The sequence below is a fragment of the Limnohabitans sp. Bal53 genome (assembly GCF_003063355.1).
Lineage (GTDB): Bacteria > Pseudomonadota > Gammaproteobacteria > Burkholderiales > Burkholderiaceae_C > Limnohabitans_A.
In genome coordinates, this window is record NZ_NESH01000001.1 from 100,405 (window position 1) to 120,356 (window position 19,952).

Below are 19,952 nucleotides of genomic sequence, written 5' to 3' on the forward strand. Positions count from 1 at the left end.
AAGGGTTGAGCCATTTCACCGCACCCATGACTTCACCCCATCGATCAGCCGCGCCGCCTTTCCCTTCTTGGGGTTTGGGCTGGGCCATTCGGGCTTACGAGCTGCTGTGGCACCTGTTGCTGCCACTGGTGCTGCTGATGCTCTGGCGGCGCGGGGCGAAGGAACCCTTGTACCGTCAATTCTGGGGGGAACGCTTTGGCGGCGTGAGCTGCACGCTGCACCGACCGGTATGGGTGCATTCGGCATCGATGGGCGAGATGCGGGGGGCCGCACCTTGGGTACATGCCTTGCTACAAAAGGGGATGCCGGTCTTTTTGACCACCTTGACCCCTGCCGGGCGGCACACTGCGCTCAAGCTGTTTGCCCATGCCATGGACAGCGGGCAGCTGCAGCTGGCCTATGCCCCGATGGAGCTGAGTTGGGTGGTGCGCCGTTTTCTGGCCCGGGTGCAACCGCGCTGTGCGGTGATGACCGAAATTGACACCTGGCCGGTGCTTCTGGCCACCCTGCGCCGCGCTGGGGTACCGCTGGCGATGGCGAACGCGCAGTACCCCCAAGCGAGCTTCGAGCGCGACCAGCGCTGGGGCGGGTTCAGAGCACGCCTGTTCAAGGCCTATGAACTGGTGATGTGCAAGTCCGATCTGCAGGCTCAGCGTTTTGCTGAGGTGGGCTGTGCGCGGGTGGCGGTGGTGGGTGAGACGCGTTTTGACTTGCCTGTGTCGCAGGCGCAGCTCGCCGCTGCGGCCCAAACGCTGCAAATCGGGCAACTGCAGGCGCGCCCGGTGGTGTGTTTTTCCAGCACCATTGTGGGTGAGGACGAGTTGTTGATTGGCACCATGCGGCGCATGCAACAGACCTTGGCCCAGGCAGGGTGCCCTGCACCGCTGTTTGTGTATGTGCCGCGCAGTCCGCAGCGCTTTGATGCGGTGGCGCAGCTGCTGCAGGACGCGGGCATGCGCACGGTACGGCGCAGCCACGCGCTGGATGCGCACTTGCAGTGGCACACCCAGCCCGACTGGCCTTGCACCGATGTGCTGCTGGGTGATTCGATCGGCGAGATGTACTTTTACCTGGCCTTGGCGCAGGTGGTGGTGGTGGGCTCGTCGTTTGGCGACCGGGCGGTACACAACATCATTGAGCCTCTGGCCATCAACAAACCGGTGTGGACTGGCCCGAGTGTGCGGGGCATTGAATACCCGGCTATCGAGGCGCTACAGGCCGGGGTGCTGCACCACGCCCAGGACGGCAATGACCTGGCGGACCAACTGAGCGACGTGTTGGCCAACCCGGCCGCTTACGCGAGCTTGGTGCAAAAAACGGAACACTTCAATGCGGCCCACGCGGGTTCGGCCGCGAAACACATGGCAGTTTTTTTGCCCTGGCTGTTGGAGCGCAGCCCACCATGAAACCACGCCCCCTGGCAATTCGCCTTTATGGTCAGGTGTTTGAGATCCTGACTCCCCTGTGGCAATGGTGGCTGCAGCAGCGCCTGCGGCGCGGCAAGGAAACGCTGACCAGTTTGGACCAGCGCTGGATGCGCAGCCCTCCTGCGCGCCCCGAAGGCACATTGGTGTGGGGCCACGCCGTGGGGGTGGGTGAGGCTCTGGCACTGGCAGGCTTGCTCAAGCGCCTGCAGGAGCAGCGCCCCGACCTGCATTTTTTGATCACCACCACCGCCCGCACGTCGGGCCAGGCCCTGGCCAAGCAAGCGCTGGGGCCCCAATTTACCCACTGGTTTGCGCCGGTGGACACACCGAGCAATGTGGCGCGCTTTGTCAATCACTGGCAACCCGACTTGGCGCTGTGGTGTGAAATGGATTTGTGGCCGGCGCTGATCGACGCCACAGCGCAGCGCAGCACACCCCATGTGCTCGTGAACGCCCGCTTGAGCGCTGCAGCTGCGGCCAAACGCCGTTGGGGGCGCGCTGTGTATGCACCCTTGCTGGCGGGCTTTGATGCCATCTGGGTGCAAAACGCCGAAACCGCCCAGCACCTGCAAGCGCTGGGCGCGCTGCCTCAGCGCATGGACATCACCGGCACCATCAAGGCCATGGTGCCACCCCTGGCCGCGAACCCCAGCGACGTGGAACGATGGAGACAGGCGCTTAGCGGCCGTTGTGTGTGGGTGCTGGCGTCCAGCCACCCTGGTGAAGAAGAATTGGCCTTGGCTGCGCACAAGCTTTTGCGCGACAAATACCCCAATGCCCTGCTGATACTGGCCCCACGCGATGCGGGCCGGGGTGCCACTGTGGCGGCAATGTGCGGCCCGGACACACCATTGCGCAGCCAAGGCGCGCTGATGCCCGGCACGGCACCCTGCTATGTGGCCGACACCATGGGCGAATTGGGCCTGTGGTACCGCCTGAGCCAAGTGGCCATGGTGGGTGGCTCATGGGCACCTGTGGGTGGGCACAACCCCTATGAGGCGACCGCCTTGGGAAACACCGTGTTGCACGGCCCCCATGTGGCCAACTTCAGTGAAAGCTACGACGACCTGGATGCACAGGGCTTAAGCGTGCTGGCACTGAGCGCAGAGCAACTTGCCGCCACCGTAACCGAGGTGTGGGCCTCAACCAGAGCAGACGGGGCCAGTGAGCAAGCGCTTACGGAGCGCTGTGCTACAAATATTCAGAAATTGTTGGCCATGCTTGTTCCGGCTTGACCCACCATAGCAACTTAATAGGGGGGCTAAGGAGAGTTTGCGTTGCCCAAATCAGTGGGCGGCGTCACCCAGCAACGCGTCGGGTTTGACCGAGCGCAGCAGCGCCAGCATTTCGCCCTCGATGCGGTGCAGGGCCGCTTCGGTTTGGCCCTCAAAGCGCAGCACCAACACAGGCGTGGTGTTGGAGGCACGGATCAGGCCAAAACCATCGGGCCAGTCGATGCGCAGGCCGTCGATCGTGAAAATTTGAGCGGGCGGCTTGAACGCATCACCAGCGAGCACCTGCAAAGCGCGGGTCACGCTGTGCGGCTCACCTTCCACGCAGGCCACGTTCAACTCCGGCGTGCTGAAGCTGGTGGGCAAGGCATTGAGCACGGCGTTGGCGTCAGGGGCTTTGCTCACAATTTCGAGCAAACGGCAGCCTGCATACGTGCCGTCATCAAACCCATACCAGCGCTCTTTGAAGAAGATGTGCCCGCTCATCTCGCCGCCCAAGGGGGCTTGGCCACCTGCTGCCTCGATGGCGCGCATTTGGGCTTTGATCAGCGAGTGGCCGGTTTTGAACATCAAGGGCTTGCCGCCAGCGGCTTCGATGGCCGGGGCCAGGCGCTGTGAACACTTGACGTCAAACAAGATGGTGCCGCCGGGTACGCGGCTGAGCACGTCTTGGGCAAATAACTGCATCTGGCGGTCGGGGTAGATGTTGTTGCCGTCGGCAGTGACGATCCCTAAGCGGTCGCCGTCGCCGTCAAAGGCCAAGCCCAGTTCTGCGCCACTGGTTTTCAGGGCGTTGATCAGGTCTTGCAGATTTTCCGGTTTGCTGGGGTCGGGGTGGTGGTTGGGAAAGTTGCCGTCCACTTCGCTGAACAACTCGATCACCTCGCAACCCAGGGCGCGAAAAATGCCAGGAGCCGAAGCGCCCGCGATGCCGTTGCCCGAGTCGATCACGATCTTCATGGGCCGCGCCAGCCGGATATCGCCCACAATGCGCTGCGTGTAGTCGACCAGCACGTCCAGCTGCGTGACGCTGCCGCCGCCTTGCAGCTGCCAGGTCTCGTCTTCCATCATCTGACGCAGGCCCTGGATTTCGTCGCCATAAATGGCGCGACCGCCCAGCAACATCTTGAAGCCGTTGTAGTCCTTGGGGTTATGGCTGCCCGTCACCTGGATGCCGCTTTGGCAAGCGGTGCTGGCCGCAAAGTAAAGCATGGGCGTGGTGGCCAAACCGATGTCGATCACCCGGATGCCTGCAGCCACCAAGCCGCGAATCAGCGCCGCAGACAGGCTTGGCCCGCTCAAGCGGCCGTCGCGCCCCACCGCCACGGTGCTTTCCCCGTGAGCCAGCGCGTGTGTGCCAAAGGCCTTGCCCAGGCCTTCGGCCACTTGTTCGTTCAGGGTCGAGGGCACCACGCCGCGGATGTCGTAGGCTTTGAAGATGGAGGGGGTCACTTGCATGAAAAAAACCAATCAAAAGCCACCAGGCTTGGTTGATGAAATGATGAATTGAATACGCATTGTAGGCGGCCAAGGCTGACGAAAAGGGCATCAGCATGGGTCCGAAAACAGCACAAACCCCCAGGTCATAGGCACCCGTTTGCCGATAACATGACCGCCAATGCGCCGCCTTCCAACCCAACCACACCCACAAGCTGCCAGTGACTCAGGCCTGAACGCGCAGCGCTGCTACCAAGCCATGGCCGACAAAGATGCGGCGTGGGATGGGCTTTTTTTCACCGGTGTGACCTCCACCGGCATATATTGCCGCCCAGTTTGCCGGGTGAAACTGCCCCGCCAAGCCAACTGCCGCTTTTTTGAAACAGCCGCTCAAGCCGAAGCGCACGGCTTCAGGCCCTGCCTGCGCTGCCGTCCGGAACTGGCCCCCACACGTCGCTTTTGGTCCACCACCGATGCCCAGGCGGTACTGGCCGAATGCGCGGCCCAACAGCTGCAATCGGCCATTCAACAAGGCCTCAAGCCGCCCAGCATGGCGGCATTGGCGGCGCAGCTGGGCGTGAGCGATCGGCACCTGAGGCGTCTGTTTTTGCGCCATTGGCAGGTGTCGCCCCTTCAATACCTGCAAACCCAAAGGCTGCTGCACGCCAAACAGTGGCTGCAAGACAGCCCCTTGTCGGTGGCCCATGTGGCGCGTGCCAGTGGCTTTGGCTCGGCCAGGCGCCTGTACGCCGCATTTGCCCAGCACTACCAACTCAGCCCGGGGCAACTTCGAACCGCCAGCGCCCCCCTGCGCAAGGCCTCCGACCCCTGCACTGAGCTGGTATTGCACTACCGCCCGCCTTGTCAAATGGCCACGCTTTGGCAGTTTCTGCAAGACCGCAGCTTGAGCGGCATGGAAAGCTGGGAGGGCCAAGGCCAGAACGCCGTGTTGCGCAGGACGGTGCGCTGGCCCCATGCAAGCTGCGCCATCACCGGCTGGCTGGAGGTGCGCTGGGACCAAACACAAGCCGTGGTGCACCTGCGGGTCAGCGCCTCGTTGGAGCCCGTATTGCCCCAGGTGGTGGCGCAGGTGCGGAGCTGGCTGGACCTGGACGCCGAACCCGCGCGCATCGCACAGGTGATTGGACGTGATTTTCCAGAGGCCCTGGGCCAACGACTACCCGGATGCTTGGATGGTTTTGAGCTGGCCGTGCGCGCTATTTTGGGCCAACAAATCAGCGTCAAAACCGCCCGCACTTTGGGCCAAAGGCTGGTCAACACCCTGGGTGAGCCCTGCACCACCCCCTGGCCCGAGCTGAACCGCAGGTTTCCCAGCCCGGCCACTTTGGCGCGCGAAGAAAACGCCGCACGCATGGGGAGTCTCGGCTTGGTGCGGCAACGTCAAAAAGCCATTCAGGCCTTGGCGCGGGCAGTCGAATCGGGCAGCCTGGACCTCAGCCGCCAAGCCAAGCTGGAGCCCACCTTGCAGGCGCTTATGGCTTTGCCTGGCATTGGCCCCTGGACGGCACACTACATTGCCATGCGCGCCCTGAGCTGGGCAGACGCCTGGCCCGTGCAGGACGTGGCCTTGCAAACCGCCTTGGGTGTGCGTCAGCACCCACGCCCCACCCAAGCACTGGAAGCCTTGGGCGAAGCTTGGAGGCCCTGCCGCAGCTATGCCCTGATCGCGGCCTGGCAGCGCTTAGTCCACCCCCCCTGAGTGAGTGCATCCCCCTGAGCTTTCCAATCACCACACTCACACTGTCCCCGCACCATGACACCTCTTTTGACTCAACAATGGAACAGTCCCTTGGGGCCGATGATCCTGGCCGCTTCAGACTTGGGTTTGTGTGGCGTCTGGTTTGAAGGCCAAAAGCATGGCCCCAGCGTTGAACGCATGCGCGGCTGGACAAGCGTCACCGGCCATTCACTGCTGCAAGACGCCAGCGCGCAATTGCAGGCCTATTTCGCCGGCGATCTGAAGCGCTTTGATTTGCCCTTGGACCTGTCGGCAGGCACCACATTCCAACAATCGGTTTGGCGGGCATTACTGCACATCCCGTCTGGCCACAGCCAAAGTTATGGCGATCTGGCCAGGCATCTGAACAACCCCAAGGCTGTTCGGGCGGTGGGCGCGGCTGTAGGACGCAACCCAGTGAGTATCATCGTGCCCTGTCACCGCATCTTGGGCGGCGGTGGCCAACTCACCGGCTATGCAGGTGGGCTGTGGCGCAAACAGGCACTGCTCAAAATTGAAGGCCACCCCATCGCCCTGCCGACCACTGTTGCTCTTTTTCCTGAATGAACACTTCTCCCGCCAAAGGCTGGCTGGCCGACTTTCTGATCCTGGCCGCCATTTGGGGCTCGTCCTTCTTGTTCATGCGCTTGGCCGCTGTTGAATTGGGGCCTCTGCCCACGGCCGCCCTGCGTGTGGCGATTGCCGCGACCTTTTTGCTGCCGATCATGCTGGCCAAAGGGCACTGGGCGCAATTGCGCCAGCACTGGAAGCCAGTGCTCTTTGTCGGGGCACTCAACAGCGGCATTCCCTTTGCCTTGTATTCGTTTGCAGTGCTGCACATCACCACCGGTTTTTCTTCCATCCTGAATGCCACGGTGCCCTTGTTTGGCGCGGTCGTGGCCTGGATCTGGCTGGGGGACAAGCCCACTCTTTCGCGCACGGTGGGTCTGGCCATCGGTTTTGGGGGCGTGGTGCTGCTGGCCGGTGGCCAAGCCAGCTTCAAGCCCAACGACTCGGGCATCGCCCCGGCCTGGGCGGTGGCCGCTTGCCTGGCCGCGACCATCTGTTATGCACTGGCCGCGAGTTTCACCAAAAAGCACATCCCCAGCATGCCGCCTCTGGTCACCGCCACCGGCAGCCAAATTGGGGCGACTCTGATTCTGGCCTTGCCCGCGCTGTGGTATCGACCAGACCACTGGCCCAGCGCCTCGGTCTGGTGGTCCTTGCTGGTGGTGGGCGTGCTGTGCACCGGGGTGGCCTACATCCTGTACTTCAAGTTGATCGAAAACTCGGGGCCCGCACGGGCGCTGACGGTCACCTTCTTGGTGCCGGTGTTTGCCATCGCTTACGGCGTGCTGTTTTTGGGCGAGAGCGTGACAGCCTGGATGCTGCTGTGCGGCGGCGTGATTTTGCTGGGGACGTCGCTCTCGAGCGGCCTGATCAAGCTGCCGGGGCGCTGACGGGCCGGTGCACCGTGACAGGGTGTGAACGCTGCACATCCCGCGCCCTGAGTTGGCCGCATCCCCCGTCCACATCCTGCCCCGCCGACTGGCGCAACTTGGTCAATACACCGCGTTGGTGCAAAGTGCGCGCGATGGCCGCTGCTTTTTCCCAGCTGGGGCGCGCATAGGGCAAATCAGGCACCGCGTTGTAGGGGATCATGTTCATCAGCGCGTATTTGCCCTTCAGCAATCGCACGATGCCCTCGATTTCGTCGTCGCCGTCGTTCACCCCGTCGATCAGCGTCCACTGGTACTGAATCGGATAACCCGTGGCGCGGGCATAGGTCTCGCCCGCCTCCACCAAATCCTGAGGGTCAAAGCGCGGGGCCCGGGGCAGCAGTTGCGCCCGCAAATCGGCCCGCGTGGTGTGCAGCGACAAAGCCAAAGCAGGTTTCACCCGGCCTTGCGGCAAGCGTTCAAACACCCGCGCATCACCCACCGTAGAAAACACCAGATTTTTGTGGCCGATGTTGCCCACTGTGCCCAACAGGTCAATCGCCTCCATCACCGCGTCCAGGTTGTGCGCGGGCTCTCCCATACCCATGAACACCACTTTTTTGACCGGCCTGAGGGTGCGCGCCAGCGCCACCTGGGCCACGATTTCGGCGCTGCCCACCTGCCGTATCAGGCCCTCGCGCCCAGTCATGCAAAACACACAGCCCACCGCGCAGCCAACTTGAGACGACACGCACAGGCCATCGCGCGGCAAGAGCACGCTTTCAACGGTCAGGCCGTCTTTGAGGCCCACCAGCAAACGGGCCGAGCCGTCTTGGCCCGGGTGCTGTTCACGCAAGGTGGCCAAACCATTGAGCGTTTGACTGAGTGCAGGCAAAGCCTCACGCACCGCAGTGGGCATGAAGCTCGCCAAAGGTCGGCGGCCACTGTCCTGCGGTTTGGCCTGGGTCCAAAGACGCAGCACACGCTGTTCGTGCAGGGCGTTGGCCCCCAATGCGCGCAAGTGGTCGCGGATGTCCTGAACGCTGTGCATGGGTTTCAATAATGGGGCGGGATTTCGTCGCGCAGGTTGCGCACCTCGGCACCGCCACCCGATTCGGGCAGGCGGTCGCGCATCTGGCGCAATTCGGTGATCAGCGCGTCAATTTGCTGCTGCTGGCGGTAGACCTGCGCGTTGAGTTGGTCCAGCAGGTCTTCGGTGAAGCCGGCCTTGATTTCCAAGTCGACCAGGCGGTTTTCAATAGGGGTGGGAATGTCCATGGGCTGTATTGGACATGATTTTGAATCCACTGCCGTCAAGATGGATCGCTTCGTACCTCGCGATGACAGGAAAACGGAAAACCACACTTCAGTGCCATGGCGTGTGCAGCGCGGAAATCCACTCAGCGTCATGGCGAGCGCAGCGCGGCTATCCATCCGGCGTCATTGCGAGCGCAGCGCGGCAATCTGTCGATCGCTTGGCATATCGCGATGACTTTTTGAGCGCCACGACCCAGGCCATAGGGACTTGGCAGTCAGATGGTCAAAGGGCCTCGCTATAATGTTTGCATCGCCGAGTTATCTGAACTACTTGCAGGGCGATTCATAAAACCTGCTAAAGCGTTCGCCAGGCTCCGGGTTATCAGGGTCGGCAACGCCGACAAACCACTGAAACCTCAGGAGTTTTTTTCATGTCCAGCAATTTCCTCTTCACTTCCGAGTCCGTCTCCGAAGGCCACCCCGACAAAGTCGCCGACCAGATCTCCGACGCGATCCTCGACGCGATCTTTGAACAAGACCCCCGCAGCCGCGTGGCCGCCGAGACCCTGACCAACACCGGTTTGGTCGTATTGGCCGGTGAGATCACCACCAACGCGCACGTCGACTACATCCAAGTCGCCCGCGACACCATCAAGCGCATCGGCTACGACAACACCGACTACGGCATCGACTACAAAGGCTGCGCGGTCATGGTTTGCTACGACAAGCAGAGCAATGACATCGCCCAGGGCGTGGACCACGCTTCTGACGACCACCTCAACATCGGTGCGGGCGACCAGGGCCTGATGTTCGGTTACGCCTGCTCTGAAACACCTGAGCTGATGCCCGCCCCCATTTATTACGCCCACCGCCTGGTCGAGCGCCAGGCTCAGTTGCGCAAAGACGGTCGCTTGCCATTTCTGCGCCCCGACGCCAAAAGCCAGGTGACCATGCGTTACGTGGACGGCAAGCCCCACAGCATCGACACCGTGGTGCTGTCCACCCAGCACAGCCCTGACCAGTCCGAAACCTCGACCAAGATGAAGGCCAGCTTCACAGAAGCCATCATCGAAGAGATCATCAAGCCCGTGCTGCCCAAAGAGTGGCTGCAAGACACCAAGTATTTGATCAACCCCACCGGCCGTTTTGTCATCGGCGGCCCCCAAGGTGATTGCGGTTTGACGGGTCGCAAGATCATCGTCGACACCTACGGCGGCGCCTGCCCCCATGGTGGTGGCGCGTTCTCGGGCAAAGACCCCTCCAAGGTCGACCGCTCGGCCGCTTACGCAGCACGTTACGTGGCCAAAAACATCGTGGCTGCAGGCTTGGCGACCAAGTGCCAAATTCAAGTGGCATACGCCATCGGCGTGGCACGCCCTATGAACATCACGGTGAACACCGAAGGCACAGGCGTGATCTCAGACGACCAAATCGCCGCCTTGGTGGCCGAGCACTTTGACCTGCGCCCCAAAGGCATCATCCAGATGCTGGACCTGCTGCGCCCCATCTACAGCAAGACCGCCGCCTACGGCCACTTTGGCCGCGACGAGCCCGACTTCACGTGGGAGCGCACCGACCGCGCCGCTGCTTTGAAGGCCGCTGCTGGCCTGTAAGCCAATCTGAGTTTGGCTGACCCAACCGCTCGACATCCGTTGAGCGGTTTTTTTACGCCTGTTAACCCTTGGTCACATGCACCTGAGGCACGCGCCCGGCATGCCACTGCCCGCCCAAGGCGCGTTCGATTTGCGCGGCCAGTTGCAACAACATGCCGTCGTTGGCTTGGCGGGCCTGCGCATGGATGCCCAAGGGCAAGCCGTTTTCTTGCCAGGCCATGGGCATGGAGATACCCGGCATGCCACACAGATTGGTCAGCGGGGTGTAGGCAAAGTTGCACCACAGATGGTTGAACCAATCGAGCACCGAAGGGTTGTCGCTGGTCGTCAAATATTCCAACGTGCCGATTTTGGGTGTGGGCAATGCGGTGATGGGCGTGAGGATGATGTCCCAGTCTTCAAAGAACTGACCAAATGCACGCGAGGTGGTGTTGAACACCGCCTGCATGCGGGCACGCTCGGTGAAGCTGGTGTTCATGCCCATCTCCCAAATCTTGATGTTGATCGGCTCAACCAGATCCGCTGGTGGGCGCGTCAGGCCCCGAGGGGCGAGCAAGTTAGAAATCGTCTGCGCAAAGTTGCTGATGTAGCAAGTGGTCTGCGCATCGAACGCAGCGCGAAAATCCACCTCGGGCAAGGCCCAGTCCACCTGGTGGCCCAGGCCCTCCAGAAAGCGCCCTACGCGTTGCAACTCGTCCACAAAATGCGGCACCGCCCGAAAGTCGCCCCACTCGTGCGACAGCGCAATACGCAGCCGCGGCGGGTCACGCCGAATCAAATCGCTGTAGGGCTCGGGGGGCATCCAGTAGGGCATGAACTCGCCCGGCGCACCACCGCGGCAGTGGTCCACAAAAGCAGCCGTATCGCGCACCGTTCGGCTTTGGCAACCCTGCGTAGAAACCAGACCTGTCAGGTCCGAGGCCGCAGGCGCGATCGAAAACACCCCGCGTGAAGGCTTCAAACCAATGTTGCCATTGGCCCCCGCCGGTATGCGGATCGAGCCACCGCCGTCGGTGGCATGCGACAGCGGCAACACGCCGGCCGCCAGGGCCACCGCGGTGCCCGCCGAAGAGCCATAACTGGTGTACTCGGGGTTCCAGGGGTTGCGCGTGACATACACCGCCGGGTTTTCTGCAGAACTGCACACCCCGAACTCGGGTGTGGTGGTGCGGCCGATGATGTTCAGACCTGCCCGTCGCATTTGAGCCGTGAGGAAAGTGTCTGCCGTGGCGCGGTTGCCGCGCATCATCTGAGCACCCATCTCCTGCAGGCGACCCTTGAGCGTCGGCCCCAAATCCTTGATGAAAAAGGGCACCCCCGCAAAGGGCCCTGCGGGGTCCATGCCGTCCTGCAGCGGGTTGGCCACCACGTCGTCAAACACCTCGACCACCGCGTGCACCGCCGGGTTGATGCGAGCCACCCCCGCCGCCGCCTGCGCGGCCAGTTCTGCGGCCGACACATCACCACGGCGCACGCAGTCGGCCAGCCCCACCGCATCGTGCTGCACCCATTCCTGCCACGTCATTGCCAAAGTCATCTCTGCCGCCCTCGCTTTTGAATCTGCGCAGCACGCGCCTCAGTCTGCACGCATCTGTTCACAGTTCCAATCATTTTGCAGCGCCCAATAGAACACGCATGTACCGAAAGCGACCGATCTTTTGAGGCTGCCTGAAGGCAAAAAAAAACCAAGCTCGAAAGCTTGGTTTTTTACGGTTTGGTGGTGCTGTGGCGACTGGTTTCGAACCAACCCTCAAAGCTCCTGAGTACTGCTGAGTATCAGTGAGGAAACATGGGGCTATTTGCCCCATAGGGTAGCGAGCGGAGCGGCCCAGATGTTATCGCCCAACGGCAAAGTCTCGTCACCGTCGTAAAGCAATATGCCCATCTTGAATTGATTGCCTGCCAGACTGGCCAGCTTTCTCAAGCCCCGCAGATCACTTTCCTTGACGGTGGCAGAGGCCTTGACTTCAACGCCGACCAAGTGCCCAGCCGCGTTTTCAATGACCACATCGACCTCGACTTTGTCGGCATCACGGTAGTACATCAGCGAGTAGCTGCCTTCTGCAGTGGTTGTCGCTTTCAGCAGCTCGCCATAGACAAACGATTCCAGTACGTTGCCAAATCGAGTACGGTCCTGCTGCACCTCTTCAGCGGTCAACTCGAGCAGGGTCGCCAGCAATCCAGAATCAATGAACTGCAACTTGGCCGATTTGACGACACGGCTGAGCCGGTTACGCGCCCAAACATCCACACGGCGCAGCAGGTACATCTGCTCCAACACGCCGACGTACTTCGCTGCGGTTTTACTGTCCAAACCCACCTGGCCTCCCAGCTGGGTGTAGTTGCACATTTGACCGGCAGTCTGCGCCAGGGCACGCAAAAAACGTGGCAACTGATCCAACTTTTCGATCCCTGAAACATCGCGGACATCGCGCTGAATCAACGCGTCGATGTACTGCCGCGCCCAAGCAATCCGACGCCTTGGCGTGGACCGTGAAATGGCTTCGGGATAGCCGCCGCTCAACACCCGGTCGACCAAGTCGCTACCCAGCGCTTGCGTACCCTGCCGAGGGATCTGGCCTGCAAACACGCTGTCAAGCCAGTTGACTGACTGCCCCTCTATTTCACTTTGTGACAGTGGCAGCAACAACAATGTCTCCATCCTCCCAGCCAAGGAGTCGGCCACTGTCGGCAATGCCATCAAGTTGGCGGAGCCCGTCAGCAAAAAACGGCCTGGCCGCCTGTCTTCGTCAACGCTTTTCTTGATGGCCAACAACAAGGAAGGCGCTCGCTGAATTTCGTCAATGACCGCACGATCCAAACTGCGAATCATCCCGACGGGGTCTTCCCTGGCGGACATCAGCGTCAGTTCATCGTCCAGGGTCAGGTAGCGTGCCCCGTTGCCAGAAATATGACGAACCAAGGTCGTTTTGCCCGCCTGACGTGGCCCAGCAAGTAAGACCACCGGCGTGTCTTGCATGGCTTCGGCGATGCGTGATCCGATCTGGCGCGGGTACAGAGAGGGCTCAGTCATGCGCCACATAATAACGTAAATTTTGGATTTTATCCCCGTAGTTCACGGAAAATGATATTTGAATTATCGGAGCGACACGACACATATTGTGCATAATCAGGCGATTTTTGCCCATGCTCGTTTGGCTCTTCGCGCTGGTCACGCTTTTGCTCGTGACACCAGAGCTATTCGCTTTGGCCCACCCGGCAAAGCGCCTCAGACGGCAACAACGTCAAGGCTTCGCACGACCACTGCCCAACATTCCCCGTGCACTCTGCATCAGCCAGGCTGAGCCGCGTGCTGCAACACCTCGGTCGCCCATTGGTTCAGGCTTTTGCCGGCGGCCTGCGCAGCAACGAGCGCGCGACCATGGATTTCAGGTGGTACGCGTAACAAGAGCTTGCCAGATGCTGGCTTCTCGGGGTGTAGGCCATGTTCCTTGCAGTCGGCAAGATAGTCCTTGATCGCAAGCTCGAATTCCGTACGCAATTGGGCAACCGTCTCGCCGTGAAAGCTGATTATGTTGCGTATTCCGAGAATGCGTCCCGCAAAAATGTTGTCCCGTTCGTCATATTCGACGCGCGCGGTATAACCCTTGTAAGTCATAGTGTTCATTGCTGCACTCCTGCACGTTCCAATAATTCCCGAGCTTCCTCCACCTGATACCGCTTAGCCTCCTTGCCCGGATGTGGCCGATGACAGCGCCACTGCGCGCCATTGAGTTCGATCCTGACGCGTGAGCCCTCGCGCTCTAAAACGGAGCCGCCCAGCGCTTTGATCAGCGCCTCAATGTCTGCGAACACGATCGATGCCGACGTCGGGCGAGTAAAGATCGCAGCAAGCGTCTTACGGTGTTTGGTGTTCATGGCAAATGCTATCACAAAACGATATCAAATCAAGTCCCAAACATCCCGTCTGTGCTGCCGCCTAACCTGCGCCCCTCATAATCGGGCACTTTTTGCCCATGCTAGTTTGGCTCTTCGCGCTATTCACTCTTTTGCTCGTGACACCAGCGCTCTTCGCCTTGATCCTACTGGCCAGACGCCTACACAGGAAAAAACGCCAAGGCTTCGGACGTCGTCCCGCTCCAGATCTGACCACCGTTGCCGCCCCTGCACCCCTGACCCGCAAAAAGCCTGAATGGGTCGTGCACGAAGTGCTGCGCCTCAAGGCCCTGATGGGCAAGCAGGTCGGTTGCCGCAAAGTCGCTGACACCTTCAACCGGTTGCATGCGCCAACAAGAGTCGGCAAATCCTTTGTCAGCAACACCATCCGCAACAACCAGTACGCGCTGCTCAACATTTCCCGCGATCTGCGCAACAAGCGCCCTGCACCGGTGAGTGTCAACAGCGTCTGGGGCGTTGACCTGACTTTTGTGCGAGACCACTGTGGCACACCACGCCCCGTTCTGGGCGTCGTCGATCACGGCTCGCGCGTCTGCACCCGATTGGCGGCGGTGGTCAACAAGCGCAGCTGGACGCTGATCGGCCACTTGTGCCTGGCCATCGGCCAGCATGGCAAACCCCACGCCATCCGCACCGACAACGAACTGGTCTTCAAAAGCGCTGTGTTCAAGACCTTCCTGAAGTTGGTGGACATTCGTCACCAGCGAATTCCAGTCTGCGCCCCCTGGTGCAACGGCCACATCGAAAGCTTCTTTGGTCGGATCAAACCGTTCATCGGGCAGATCCAGATTCACAGCCCAGCCGGTTTGCAAAATGCGCTCAACGAGATGCGACACTTTTTCAATCACGTTCGCACCCATCAAAACCTCGCAGGCCTGACGCCAGCAGAAGCATGGGCAGGACTCACCCCGACTGACCTTGCGCAAACACCACCCAAATCAACCCAGCTCGTTCAGGCACTGGACGGTCTGCTAGTGGGCTATCACATCCGAAGATGACGACACACAATCCTCCAAAAAACACACTGTCCAGCTAATCGGAGGATTTCGCCTGTCTATCCACTTTTGATCACCAATGAAAGTTATTGGCAATCAATTTTTTACTTCTTTTGGTTATATAAAACCAGGTAGATCACGCCTGATTTTTTGAAAATCGGGTCAAAACCGTCATGGAAAAGTGCTTCGGACACTTGGACATGTCAACGCCGCAGGAGATCGATTTCATCGACTGGGTGTTCAATGCATCGCCCGTGCTGAAGGAGCGCGCCGAGATGATGGCGCTGCATGAGGGCATGACCTACGAGCGAGACCCTGAAAAGCGCACACCGTACGCACAGCGATCATTGGATTTCATTGACCGCATCACAGACGCGCTGTCCAAGAAGATGGTGCGGAAGATCAAAAACCGATGGGGCGATGAGATCTGGCCGTGGGATCGTGATGGGTTTCAGCGCCCGCCCATTCGATCACTTCAGTGACTCAGGCAAAGCAATCCGCCTCAGCCAAGACCTTACCCGCCGCGTCCTTCGCTGCCAGCTTGGGCTCACCATCCACCGGCCATTGAACACCGACAGTCGGATCGCACCACAGCAGGCTTCGTTCATGTTCCGGGTACCAGTAGTCGGTGGTTTTGTACAGAAACTCTGCCGACTCACTGGTGACAACAAAGCCATGCGCAAAACCCGGCGGAATCCACAACTGGCGCTTGTTGTCTGCCGACAGCTCAACGCCCACCCATTTGCCGAAGCTGGGCGATGAGCGGCGAAGGTCAACCGCCACATCAAACACAGCCCCTTGCGTTACCCGCACCAGTTTCCCTTGCGGGTGCTGAATCTGGTAATGCAGACCACGCAGCACCCCTTGGCTGGATTTGCTGTGGTTGTCTTGAACGAAGTCCACGTTCAGGCCTGTGGCCTGCTGGAAATCGCGTTGATTGAAGCTCTCGAAGAAGAAACCACGGTCGTCACCGAAGACCTTGGGCTCCAGAATCAACACTTCTGGCAGAGTGGTTGGCGTTACTGTGTAGGGCATTTCTCAGCTCACTTCAACAGGCTGAGCAGGTACTGCCCGTAGCCGTTCTTTTTCAGCGGGTCTGCCAATGCTGCCAGCTGCTCGGCGTTGATCCAGCCCTGGCGGAAGGCAATCTCTTCGGGGCAGGCAACCTGCAGGCCTTGGCGCTTTTGCAGGGTGGCAATGAAACTGGCGGCCTCCAGCAAGCTGTCGTGGGTGCCCGTGTCCAGCCATGCGTATCCCCGCCCCATGATCTCCACGTTTAGTTGTCCTTGATCCAGGTAGCGGCGGTTCACATCGGTGATTTCCAGCTCGCCCCGGGCAGAAGGCTTGATGTCTGCGGCTATGTCACACACCTGCTGGTCGTAAAAATACAGCCCGGTCACCGCGTAATTGCTTTGAGGCGCCTTGGGCTTCTCTTCAATACTGATGGCTCGCTGCTGCGCATCAAACGCCACCACGCCGTAACGCTCAGGGTCGTGTACATGGTAGGCAAACACGCTGGCACCGGTGGTGCGTTCATTCGCGCTGTACAGTTGCTTAACTAGGTCGTGCCCGTAGAAGATGTTGTCGCCCAGCACCAGCGCGCTAGGGTTGTTACCCACAAAGTCGCGCCCGATGAGGAAGGCTTGCGCCAAGCCGTCCGGACTTGGTTGAACGGCATACTGAATGTTCATCCCCCAACGCGCACCGTCGCCCAACAGCTCAGCAAAGCGTGGCGTGTCCTGCGGGGTGCTGATGAGCAGCACATCGCGAATGCCACTCAGCATCAATGTGCTTAGTGGGTAGTACACCATCGGCTTGTCGTACACCGGCATGAGCTGCTTGCTCACTGCCTGCGTCACGGGGTACAGCCGGGTGCCAGAGCCCCCGGCCAGGATGATGCCTTTACGTGTCATGCGGCTTCTCCCTCATATTGTTTGGCCACCCATTCTCGGTATGCGCCGCTTTGAACATTGGCTACCCACTCCGGGTTGTCCAGGTACCACTGCACCGTCTTGCGGATGCCGGTCTCGAAGGTCTCGGCGGGCCTCCAGCCCAGTTCGCGCTCGATCTTGCGCGCGTCGATGGCATAACGCCGGTCGTGGCCAGGGCGGTCAGTCACGTAGGTGATTTGTTGGGCGTAAGGCTGGCCATCCGCACGCGGGCGCAACTCGTCGAGCAACTGGCAGACCGTGTGCACGATTTCGATGTTGGGCTTTTCGTTCCAGCCTCCGACGTTGTAGGTTTCGCCCAGCTTGCCCGCCTCCAACACGCGGCGAATGGCGCTGCAGTGGTCTTTCACATAGAGCCAATCGCGGATCTGCATGCCGTCGCCGTAGACCGGCAGGGGCTTGCCGGCCAATGCGTTGACGATCATGAGCGGGATGAGCTTTTCCGGGAAATGGTAAGGCCCGTAGTTATTGCTGCAGTTGGTGGTGACTACCGGCAGGCCGTAGGTGTGGTGCCAGGCGCGCACCAGGTGGTCAGACGCGGCCTTGCTGGCCGAATACGGGCTGTTGGGTTCGTAGGGTTTGGTTTCTGCAAACGGTGGGTCGTCTTTGGACAGCGTGCCGTACACCTCGTCGGTGCTGACGTGCAGGAAGCGAAAGGCCGCCTTTTCGGCCTCGGGCAACCCGCTCCAGTATGCGCGCACGGCTTCGAGCAAGCGGAAGGTGCCGACGATATTGGTCTGAATGAAGTCTTCGGGGCCGTGGATGGAGCGGTCCACATGGCTTTCGGCCGCAAAGTTGACCACGGCACGAGGTCGGTGCTGAGCCAGCAGCGCATCCACCAGCGCGCGGTCACCCAGGTCGCCTTGAACAAACACATGGCGGGCATCGCCTTGCAGGCTTGCGAGGTTCTCTAGGTTGCCGGCATAGGAGAGTTTATCGAGGTTGATGGCGGGCTCATCCGACTGGGCCAGCCAGTCGAGCACGAAGTTGCTGCCAATGAAGCCGGCACCGCCAGTTATAAAAATCATATAAAAATATATAGGCGTGTTTTTTAACCCAAAATCTTACTTACGTTGGATTTGATATTTTTTTTGCTTGAGGATCCAAATAGGATGGCGTCAACATGCCCCTTGTGCAAATGATCTACAACGTAATTCATTGCTTCGTTAGGACTGGCGCGTCCGGATGCGAGCACAGACATGGCAATGTTGTTTGATCTACCACTAGCAAATGACGCTTCACAAGAAGTTTGTGAAGGATTCATTCGAAACCCATCAATGTTGTAGTTCGCACATATCCAAGGCTTGTTAATACCAGCTTTATCGCACAGGAATTCAGTGGCAATTGAATGGTTCATAGTAATAAATCCTGGGTGAGCTCCGAGCTTGTTTGTGACAACCTCAGCGAAATTTTCAATCACCCCATGCAGCTCCATTGACATCAGAAAGTCAAAAGCCAGGTTCTGTAAGAAAATGCCGCGTACAGGTAGCCCCTTGCACATGAGAGTTTCAATTTGAGTTAAAACTTGAGTAATGCCTTTCGTACTGCCGACAAACAATCCAAGTGTTGCCGGAATCAAACTCAGCGGATTAATCTGGAATACCGTTGATGTGAGCATTCCGACCGGCCCTAAGTCCGATAGCTTATTCCAATACTTGTGCGCATAGGGAAGACATGGCGTGTAGTACATCCCAGGGAAAAGGTTGGATCGTCGGATCTCGTCAAAGACAGGCTCATATCGATCATGGGTTGTGAACATGAAGTCTCGCACCCCTGCCTCGTAGGCGAATCCAATCACCTCTATGATTGCATCGGGGTTCTTGAAGCGATCAAATAGTTCAGCGGCCTTGGCCTGGTTCGCATGGTTAACGCCAAGAAACTGGTTGTCTCCGAGAATTGCTTTTCCATAGCTCATTTCAAACCAGCCTTTCGCGCGATTTCATCAATGATGCGATCCACTTCGCATCCATCCTCCAGTCGTGCCATTGTGTCGGCAGGTATTGAATCGTCGACACTCAATCGACGCCCAACACACGTCCCCAAAAACTCTTCGAGTTCTAATGAAAACTCTTCGCCACGGAGGTAGTAGGCGACATTGCTCGGTCGGATCGGCACATCAATCTCTAGGCGCTTCTCCTCGTTAATGGTGCACCCGTCATTCCACGTGATTTCAACGGCCGAGTTGTCCACACGGACCTCGGCTTCCTCGAACTTCACCTTGAACTCCACGACTGATTTGCGCTTGGTGGTATCGCACCAGTCGATTTCCACCGCCCCCACACTGCCGTTGCGGTGGGACCAAGCCAAGTCAATCCGATCATCCGCATGGGCGCAAAAAACCTGGCTCATGCGGACATCGCCGACCCGATCCACTGGACCAAAAATGAACTGGCACAAGTCGATGATGTGTGGACCGTACTCATTCAAACAGCCCCCCCCCATCTTGAACTGACCTTGCCAACTGTCGGCTGCGGGCGGCTTTAGAATGACATTCCCGCGCATGGATGCTGTGTAGTCAAGCATCGCGCCCAGCTGTTTGCTCTGCACTAGGTGCCGCAGGCGCTGGAACGACGCAACATAGCGCAGCACGAAACCAACCTGCACCGGCACGCCCTTGGCCGCTGCCAGCGACTTTAGCTCGGTGCTGGCCTCAACGTTGAGCGTCAGCGGCTTCTCGACAAAGCACGGCACGCCTTTTCCGATCGCCCACTTCGCCAGCGGGGCGTGCGAGGGCGTCGGGGTGGCGATCAGCACGCCCTCCAGTCGGTCCACCTTGGATGCGGCCACCTCAATATCCGCAAACGTCTTGTAGCCCAACAGACGAAACAGGACGCGGGTACTGAACTTGGTATCGCATAGTGCCACATTGCTCTTTCCCACATATTGGGTTGCCAAGGCCAAGTGGGACATGCCCATCTTCCCGCCACCAATCACAAGTATCGTCACT

The 19,952-nt window shown here is 59.7% G+C and carries 20 protein-coding genes; 8 read left to right on the top strand and 12 right to left on the bottom strand.

All coding sequences use genetic code 11. The features are described 5' to 3' along the window. The first annotated feature begins 26 nt into the window (after positions 1-26). Positions 27-1,406: a 3-deoxy-D-manno-octulosonic acid transferase gene (locus B9Z50_RS00325; protein WP_146183131.1), complete on the top strand. Its 1,380-nt coding sequence runs from the start codon at positions 27-29 to the stop codon at positions 1,404-1,406. After that, positions 1,403-2,662, top strand: a complete 1,260-nt coding sequence (locus tag B9Z50_RS00330; RefSeq protein WP_108361736.1) for a 3-deoxy-D-manno-octulosonic acid transferase — start codon at positions 1,403-1,405, stop codon at positions 2,660-2,662. Before B9Z50_RS00325 ends, B9Z50_RS00330 begins: the two co-directional genes overlap by 4 nt. Positions 2,663-2,713: 51 nt before the next feature. On the opposite strand, the gene B9Z50_RS00335 is transcribed toward B9Z50_RS00330, so the two are convergent. Further along, the gene (locus B9Z50_RS00335; protein ID WP_108362461.1) at positions 2,714-4,117 is read right to left on the bottom strand and encodes a phosphomannomutase/phosphoglucomutase; all 1,404 of its coding nucleotides are present in this window, start codon (positions 4,115-4,117) and stop codon (positions 2,714-2,716) included. Positions 4,118-4,277: 160 nt separating this feature from the next. Between B9Z50_RS00335 and B9Z50_RS00340 the strand changes: the two genes are divergently transcribed. Genes B9Z50_RS00340 through B9Z50_RS00350 form a run of 3 tightly spaced genes read left to right on the top strand, consistent with a single transcriptional unit; the run spans position 4,278 to position 7,294 of the window. Next, positions 4,278-5,816: an Ada metal-binding domain-containing protein gene (locus tag B9Z50_RS00340; RefSeq protein ID WP_108361737.1), complete on the top strand. Its 1,539-nt coding sequence runs from the start codon at positions 4,278-4,280 to the stop codon at positions 5,814-5,816. 54 nt (positions 5,817-5,870) lie between these two features. Continuing rightward, a complete protein-coding gene (locus tag B9Z50_RS00345) occupies positions 5,871-6,401 on the top strand; it encodes a methylated-DNA--[protein]-cysteine S-methyltransferase (protein ID WP_108361738.1) in 531 nt (176 codons plus the stop codon). Beyond that, on the top strand, positions 6,398-7,294 hold the full coding sequence (locus tag B9Z50_RS00350; RefSeq protein ID WP_108361739.1) for a DMT family transporter: 897 nt from the start codon (positions 6,398-6,400) through the stop codon (positions 7,292-7,294). Before B9Z50_RS00345 ends, B9Z50_RS00350 begins: the two co-directional genes overlap by 4 nt. Here the strand turns inward: B9Z50_RS00350 and B9Z50_RS00355 are convergent. After that, a complete protein-coding gene (locus B9Z50_RS00355) occupies positions 7,275-8,324 on the bottom strand; it encodes an RNA methyltransferase (protein WP_108361740.1) in 1,050 nt (349 codons plus the stop codon). The genes B9Z50_RS00350 and B9Z50_RS00355 overlap by 20 nt on opposite strands. 5 nt (positions 8,325-8,329) lie before the next feature. After that, entirely contained in the window at positions 8,330-8,551 is a 222-nt protein-coding gene (locus tag B9Z50_RS00360) for a SlyX family protein (protein ID WP_108361741.1), read from the bottom strand. A 410-nt stretch (positions 8,552-8,961) separates the two neighbouring features. On the opposite strand from B9Z50_RS00360, the gene metK reads away from it, so the two are divergent. After that, positions 8,962-10,143: a methionine adenosyltransferase gene (gene metK, locus B9Z50_RS00365; protein ID WP_108361742.1), complete on the top strand. Its 1,182-nt coding sequence runs from the start codon at positions 8,962-8,964 to the stop codon at positions 10,141-10,143. 61 nt (positions 10,144-10,204) lie between these two features. Here metK and B9Z50_RS00370 read toward each other — a convergent pair whose 3' ends face one another. The 4 genes from B9Z50_RS00370 to B9Z50_RS00385 all read right to left on the bottom strand — a co-directional run bounded on the left by B9Z50_RS00370 (position 10,205) and on the right by B9Z50_RS00385 (position 14,022). After that, complete coding sequence (locus B9Z50_RS00370; RefSeq protein WP_108361743.1) at positions 10,205-11,680, bottom strand: amidase; 1,476 nt, start codon at positions 11,678-11,680, stop codon at positions 10,205-10,207. 258 nt (positions 11,681-11,938) lie between these two features. Further along, positions 11,939-13,177 carry an ATP-binding protein gene (locus B9Z50_RS00375; protein WP_108362462.1) on the bottom strand — a complete coding sequence of 413 codons (1,239 nt, stop codon included), beginning with the start codon at positions 13,175-13,177 and terminating at the stop codon, positions 11,939-11,941. A gap of 258 nt (positions 13,178-13,435) precedes the next feature. Continuing rightward, positions 13,436-13,771: a type II toxin-antitoxin system HicB family antitoxin gene (locus B9Z50_RS00380; protein WP_108361744.1), complete on the bottom strand. Its 336-nt coding sequence runs from the start codon at positions 13,769-13,771 to the stop codon at positions 13,436-13,438. Further along, positions 13,768-14,022 carry a type II toxin-antitoxin system HicA family toxin gene (locus tag B9Z50_RS00385; RefSeq protein WP_108361745.1) on the bottom strand — a complete coding sequence of 85 codons (255 nt, stop codon included), beginning with the start codon at positions 14,020-14,022 and terminating at the stop codon, positions 13,768-13,770. The genes B9Z50_RS00380 and B9Z50_RS00385 overlap by 4 nt, the downstream gene beginning before the upstream one ends. 137 nt (positions 14,023-14,159) lie before the next feature. Here B9Z50_RS00385 and B9Z50_RS00390 point away from each other — a divergent pair, with 137 nt between their 5' ends. Both B9Z50_RS00390 and B9Z50_RS00395 read left to right on the top strand, forming a co-directional pair. Then, complete coding sequence (locus tag B9Z50_RS00390) at positions 14,160-15,059, top strand: integrase core domain-containing protein (protein WP_158270605.1); 900 nt, start codon at positions 14,160-14,162, stop codon at positions 15,057-15,059. 197 nt (positions 15,060-15,256) lie between these two features. After that, complete coding sequence (locus tag B9Z50_RS00395; protein WP_146183132.1) at positions 15,257-15,538, top strand: hypothetical protein; 282 nt, start codon at positions 15,257-15,259, stop codon at positions 15,536-15,538. Position 15,539: 1 nt separating this feature from the next. Here the strand turns inward: B9Z50_RS00395 and rfbC are convergent, their stop codons facing one another. The 5 genes from rfbC to B9Z50_RS00420 are packed head-to-tail and all read right to left on the bottom strand — an operon-like array spanning position 15,540 to position 19,951. Next, the gene (rfbC, locus tag B9Z50_RS00400) at positions 15,540-16,091 is read right to left on the bottom strand and encodes a dTDP-4-dehydrorhamnose 3,5-epimerase (protein ID WP_108361748.1); all 552 of its coding nucleotides are present in this window, start codon (positions 16,089-16,091) and stop codon (positions 15,540-15,542) included. Positions 16,092-16,099: 8 nt separating this feature from the next. Continuing rightward, the gene (gene rfbA / locus B9Z50_RS00405) at positions 16,100-16,969 is read right to left on the bottom strand and encodes a glucose-1-phosphate thymidylyltransferase RfbA (RefSeq protein WP_108361749.1); all 870 of its coding nucleotides are present in this window, start codon (positions 16,967-16,969) and stop codon (positions 16,100-16,102) included. Next, positions 16,966-18,033, bottom strand: a complete 1,068-nt coding sequence (gene rfbB, locus B9Z50_RS00410) for a dTDP-glucose 4,6-dehydratase (RefSeq protein WP_108361750.1) — start codon at positions 18,031-18,033, stop codon at positions 16,966-16,968. Before rfbB ends, rfbA begins: the two co-directional genes overlap by 4 nt. Positions 18,034-18,056: 23 nt before the next feature. Continuing rightward, positions 18,057-18,920 (bottom strand): hypothetical protein, encoded by an 864-nt coding sequence (locus tag B9Z50_RS00415; protein WP_108361751.1) that lies wholly within the window; start codon positions 18,918-18,920, stop codon positions 18,057-18,059. Continuing rightward, on the bottom strand, positions 18,917-19,951 hold the full coding sequence (locus B9Z50_RS00420) for a Gfo/Idh/MocA family protein (protein ID WP_146183133.1): 1,035 nt from the start codon (positions 19,949-19,951) through the stop codon (positions 18,917-18,919). Before B9Z50_RS00420 ends, B9Z50_RS00415 begins: the two co-directional genes overlap by 4 nt. Between the last annotated feature and the right edge of the window lies 1 nt (position 19,952).

Coding starts and splice junctions, on each gene's coding strand:
- metK (WP_108361742.1), top strand. CDS start 8,962: ATGTCCAGCAATTTCCTCTTCACTTCCGAGTCCGTCTCCGAAGGCCAC.
- B9Z50_RS00415 (WP_108361751.1), bottom strand. CDS start 18,920: ATGAGCTATGGAAAAGCAATTCTCGGAGACAACCAGTTTCTTGGCGTT.
- B9Z50_RS00370 (WP_108361743.1), bottom strand. CDS start 11,680: ATGACTTTGGCAATGACGTGGCAGGAATGGGTGCAGCACGATGCGGTG.
- B9Z50_RS00355 (WP_108361740.1), bottom strand. CDS start 8,324: ATGCACAGCGTTCAGGACATCCGCGACCACTTGCGCGCATTGGGGGCC.
- rfbB (WP_108361750.1), bottom strand. CDS start 18,033: ATGATTTTTATAACTGGCGGTGCCGGCTTCATTGGCAGCAACTTCGTG.
- B9Z50_RS00340 (WP_108361737.1), top strand. CDS start 4,278: ATGCGCCGCCTTCCAACCCAACCACACCCACAAGCTGCCAGTGACTCA.
- B9Z50_RS00360 (WP_108361741.1), bottom strand. CDS start 8,551: ATGGACATTCCCACCCCTATTGAAAACCGCCTGGTCGACTTGGAAATC.
- B9Z50_RS00330 (WP_108361736.1), top strand. CDS start 1,403: ATGAAACCACGCCCCCTGGCAATTCGCCTTTATGGTCAGGTGTTTGAG.
- B9Z50_RS00350 (WP_108361739.1), top strand. CDS start 6,398: ATGAACACTTCTCCCGCCAAAGGCTGGCTGGCCGACTTTCTGATCCTG.
- B9Z50_RS00380 (WP_108361744.1), bottom strand. CDS start 13,771: ATGAACACTATGACTTACAAGGGTTATACCGCGCGCGTCGAATATGAC.
- B9Z50_RS00375 (WP_108362462.1), bottom strand. CDS start 13,177: ATGACTGAGCCCTCTCTGTACCCGCGCCAGATCGGATCACGCATCGCC.
- rfbC (WP_108361748.1), bottom strand. CDS start 16,091: ATGCCCTACACAGTAACGCCAACCACTCTGCCAGAAGTGTTGATTCTG.
- B9Z50_RS00325 (WP_146183131.1), top strand. CDS start 27: ATGACTTCACCCCATCGATCAGCCGCGCCGCCTTTCCCTTCTTGGGGT.
- rfbA (WP_108361749.1), bottom strand. CDS start 16,969: ATGACACGTAAAGGCATCATCCTGGCCGGGGGCTCTGGCACCCGGCTG.
- B9Z50_RS00335 (WP_108362461.1), bottom strand. CDS start 4,117: ATGCAAGTGACCCCCTCCATCTTCAAAGCCTACGACATCCGCGGCGTG.
- B9Z50_RS00345 (WP_108361738.1), top strand. CDS start 5,871: ATGACACCTCTTTTGACTCAACAATGGAACAGTCCCTTGGGGCCGATG.
- B9Z50_RS00395 (WP_146183132.1), top strand. CDS start 15,257: ATGTCAACGCCGCAGGAGATCGATTTCATCGACTGGGTGTTCAATGCA.
- B9Z50_RS00385 (WP_108361745.1), bottom strand. CDS start 14,022: ATGAACACCAAACACCGTAAGACGCTTGCTGCGATCTTTACTCGCCCG.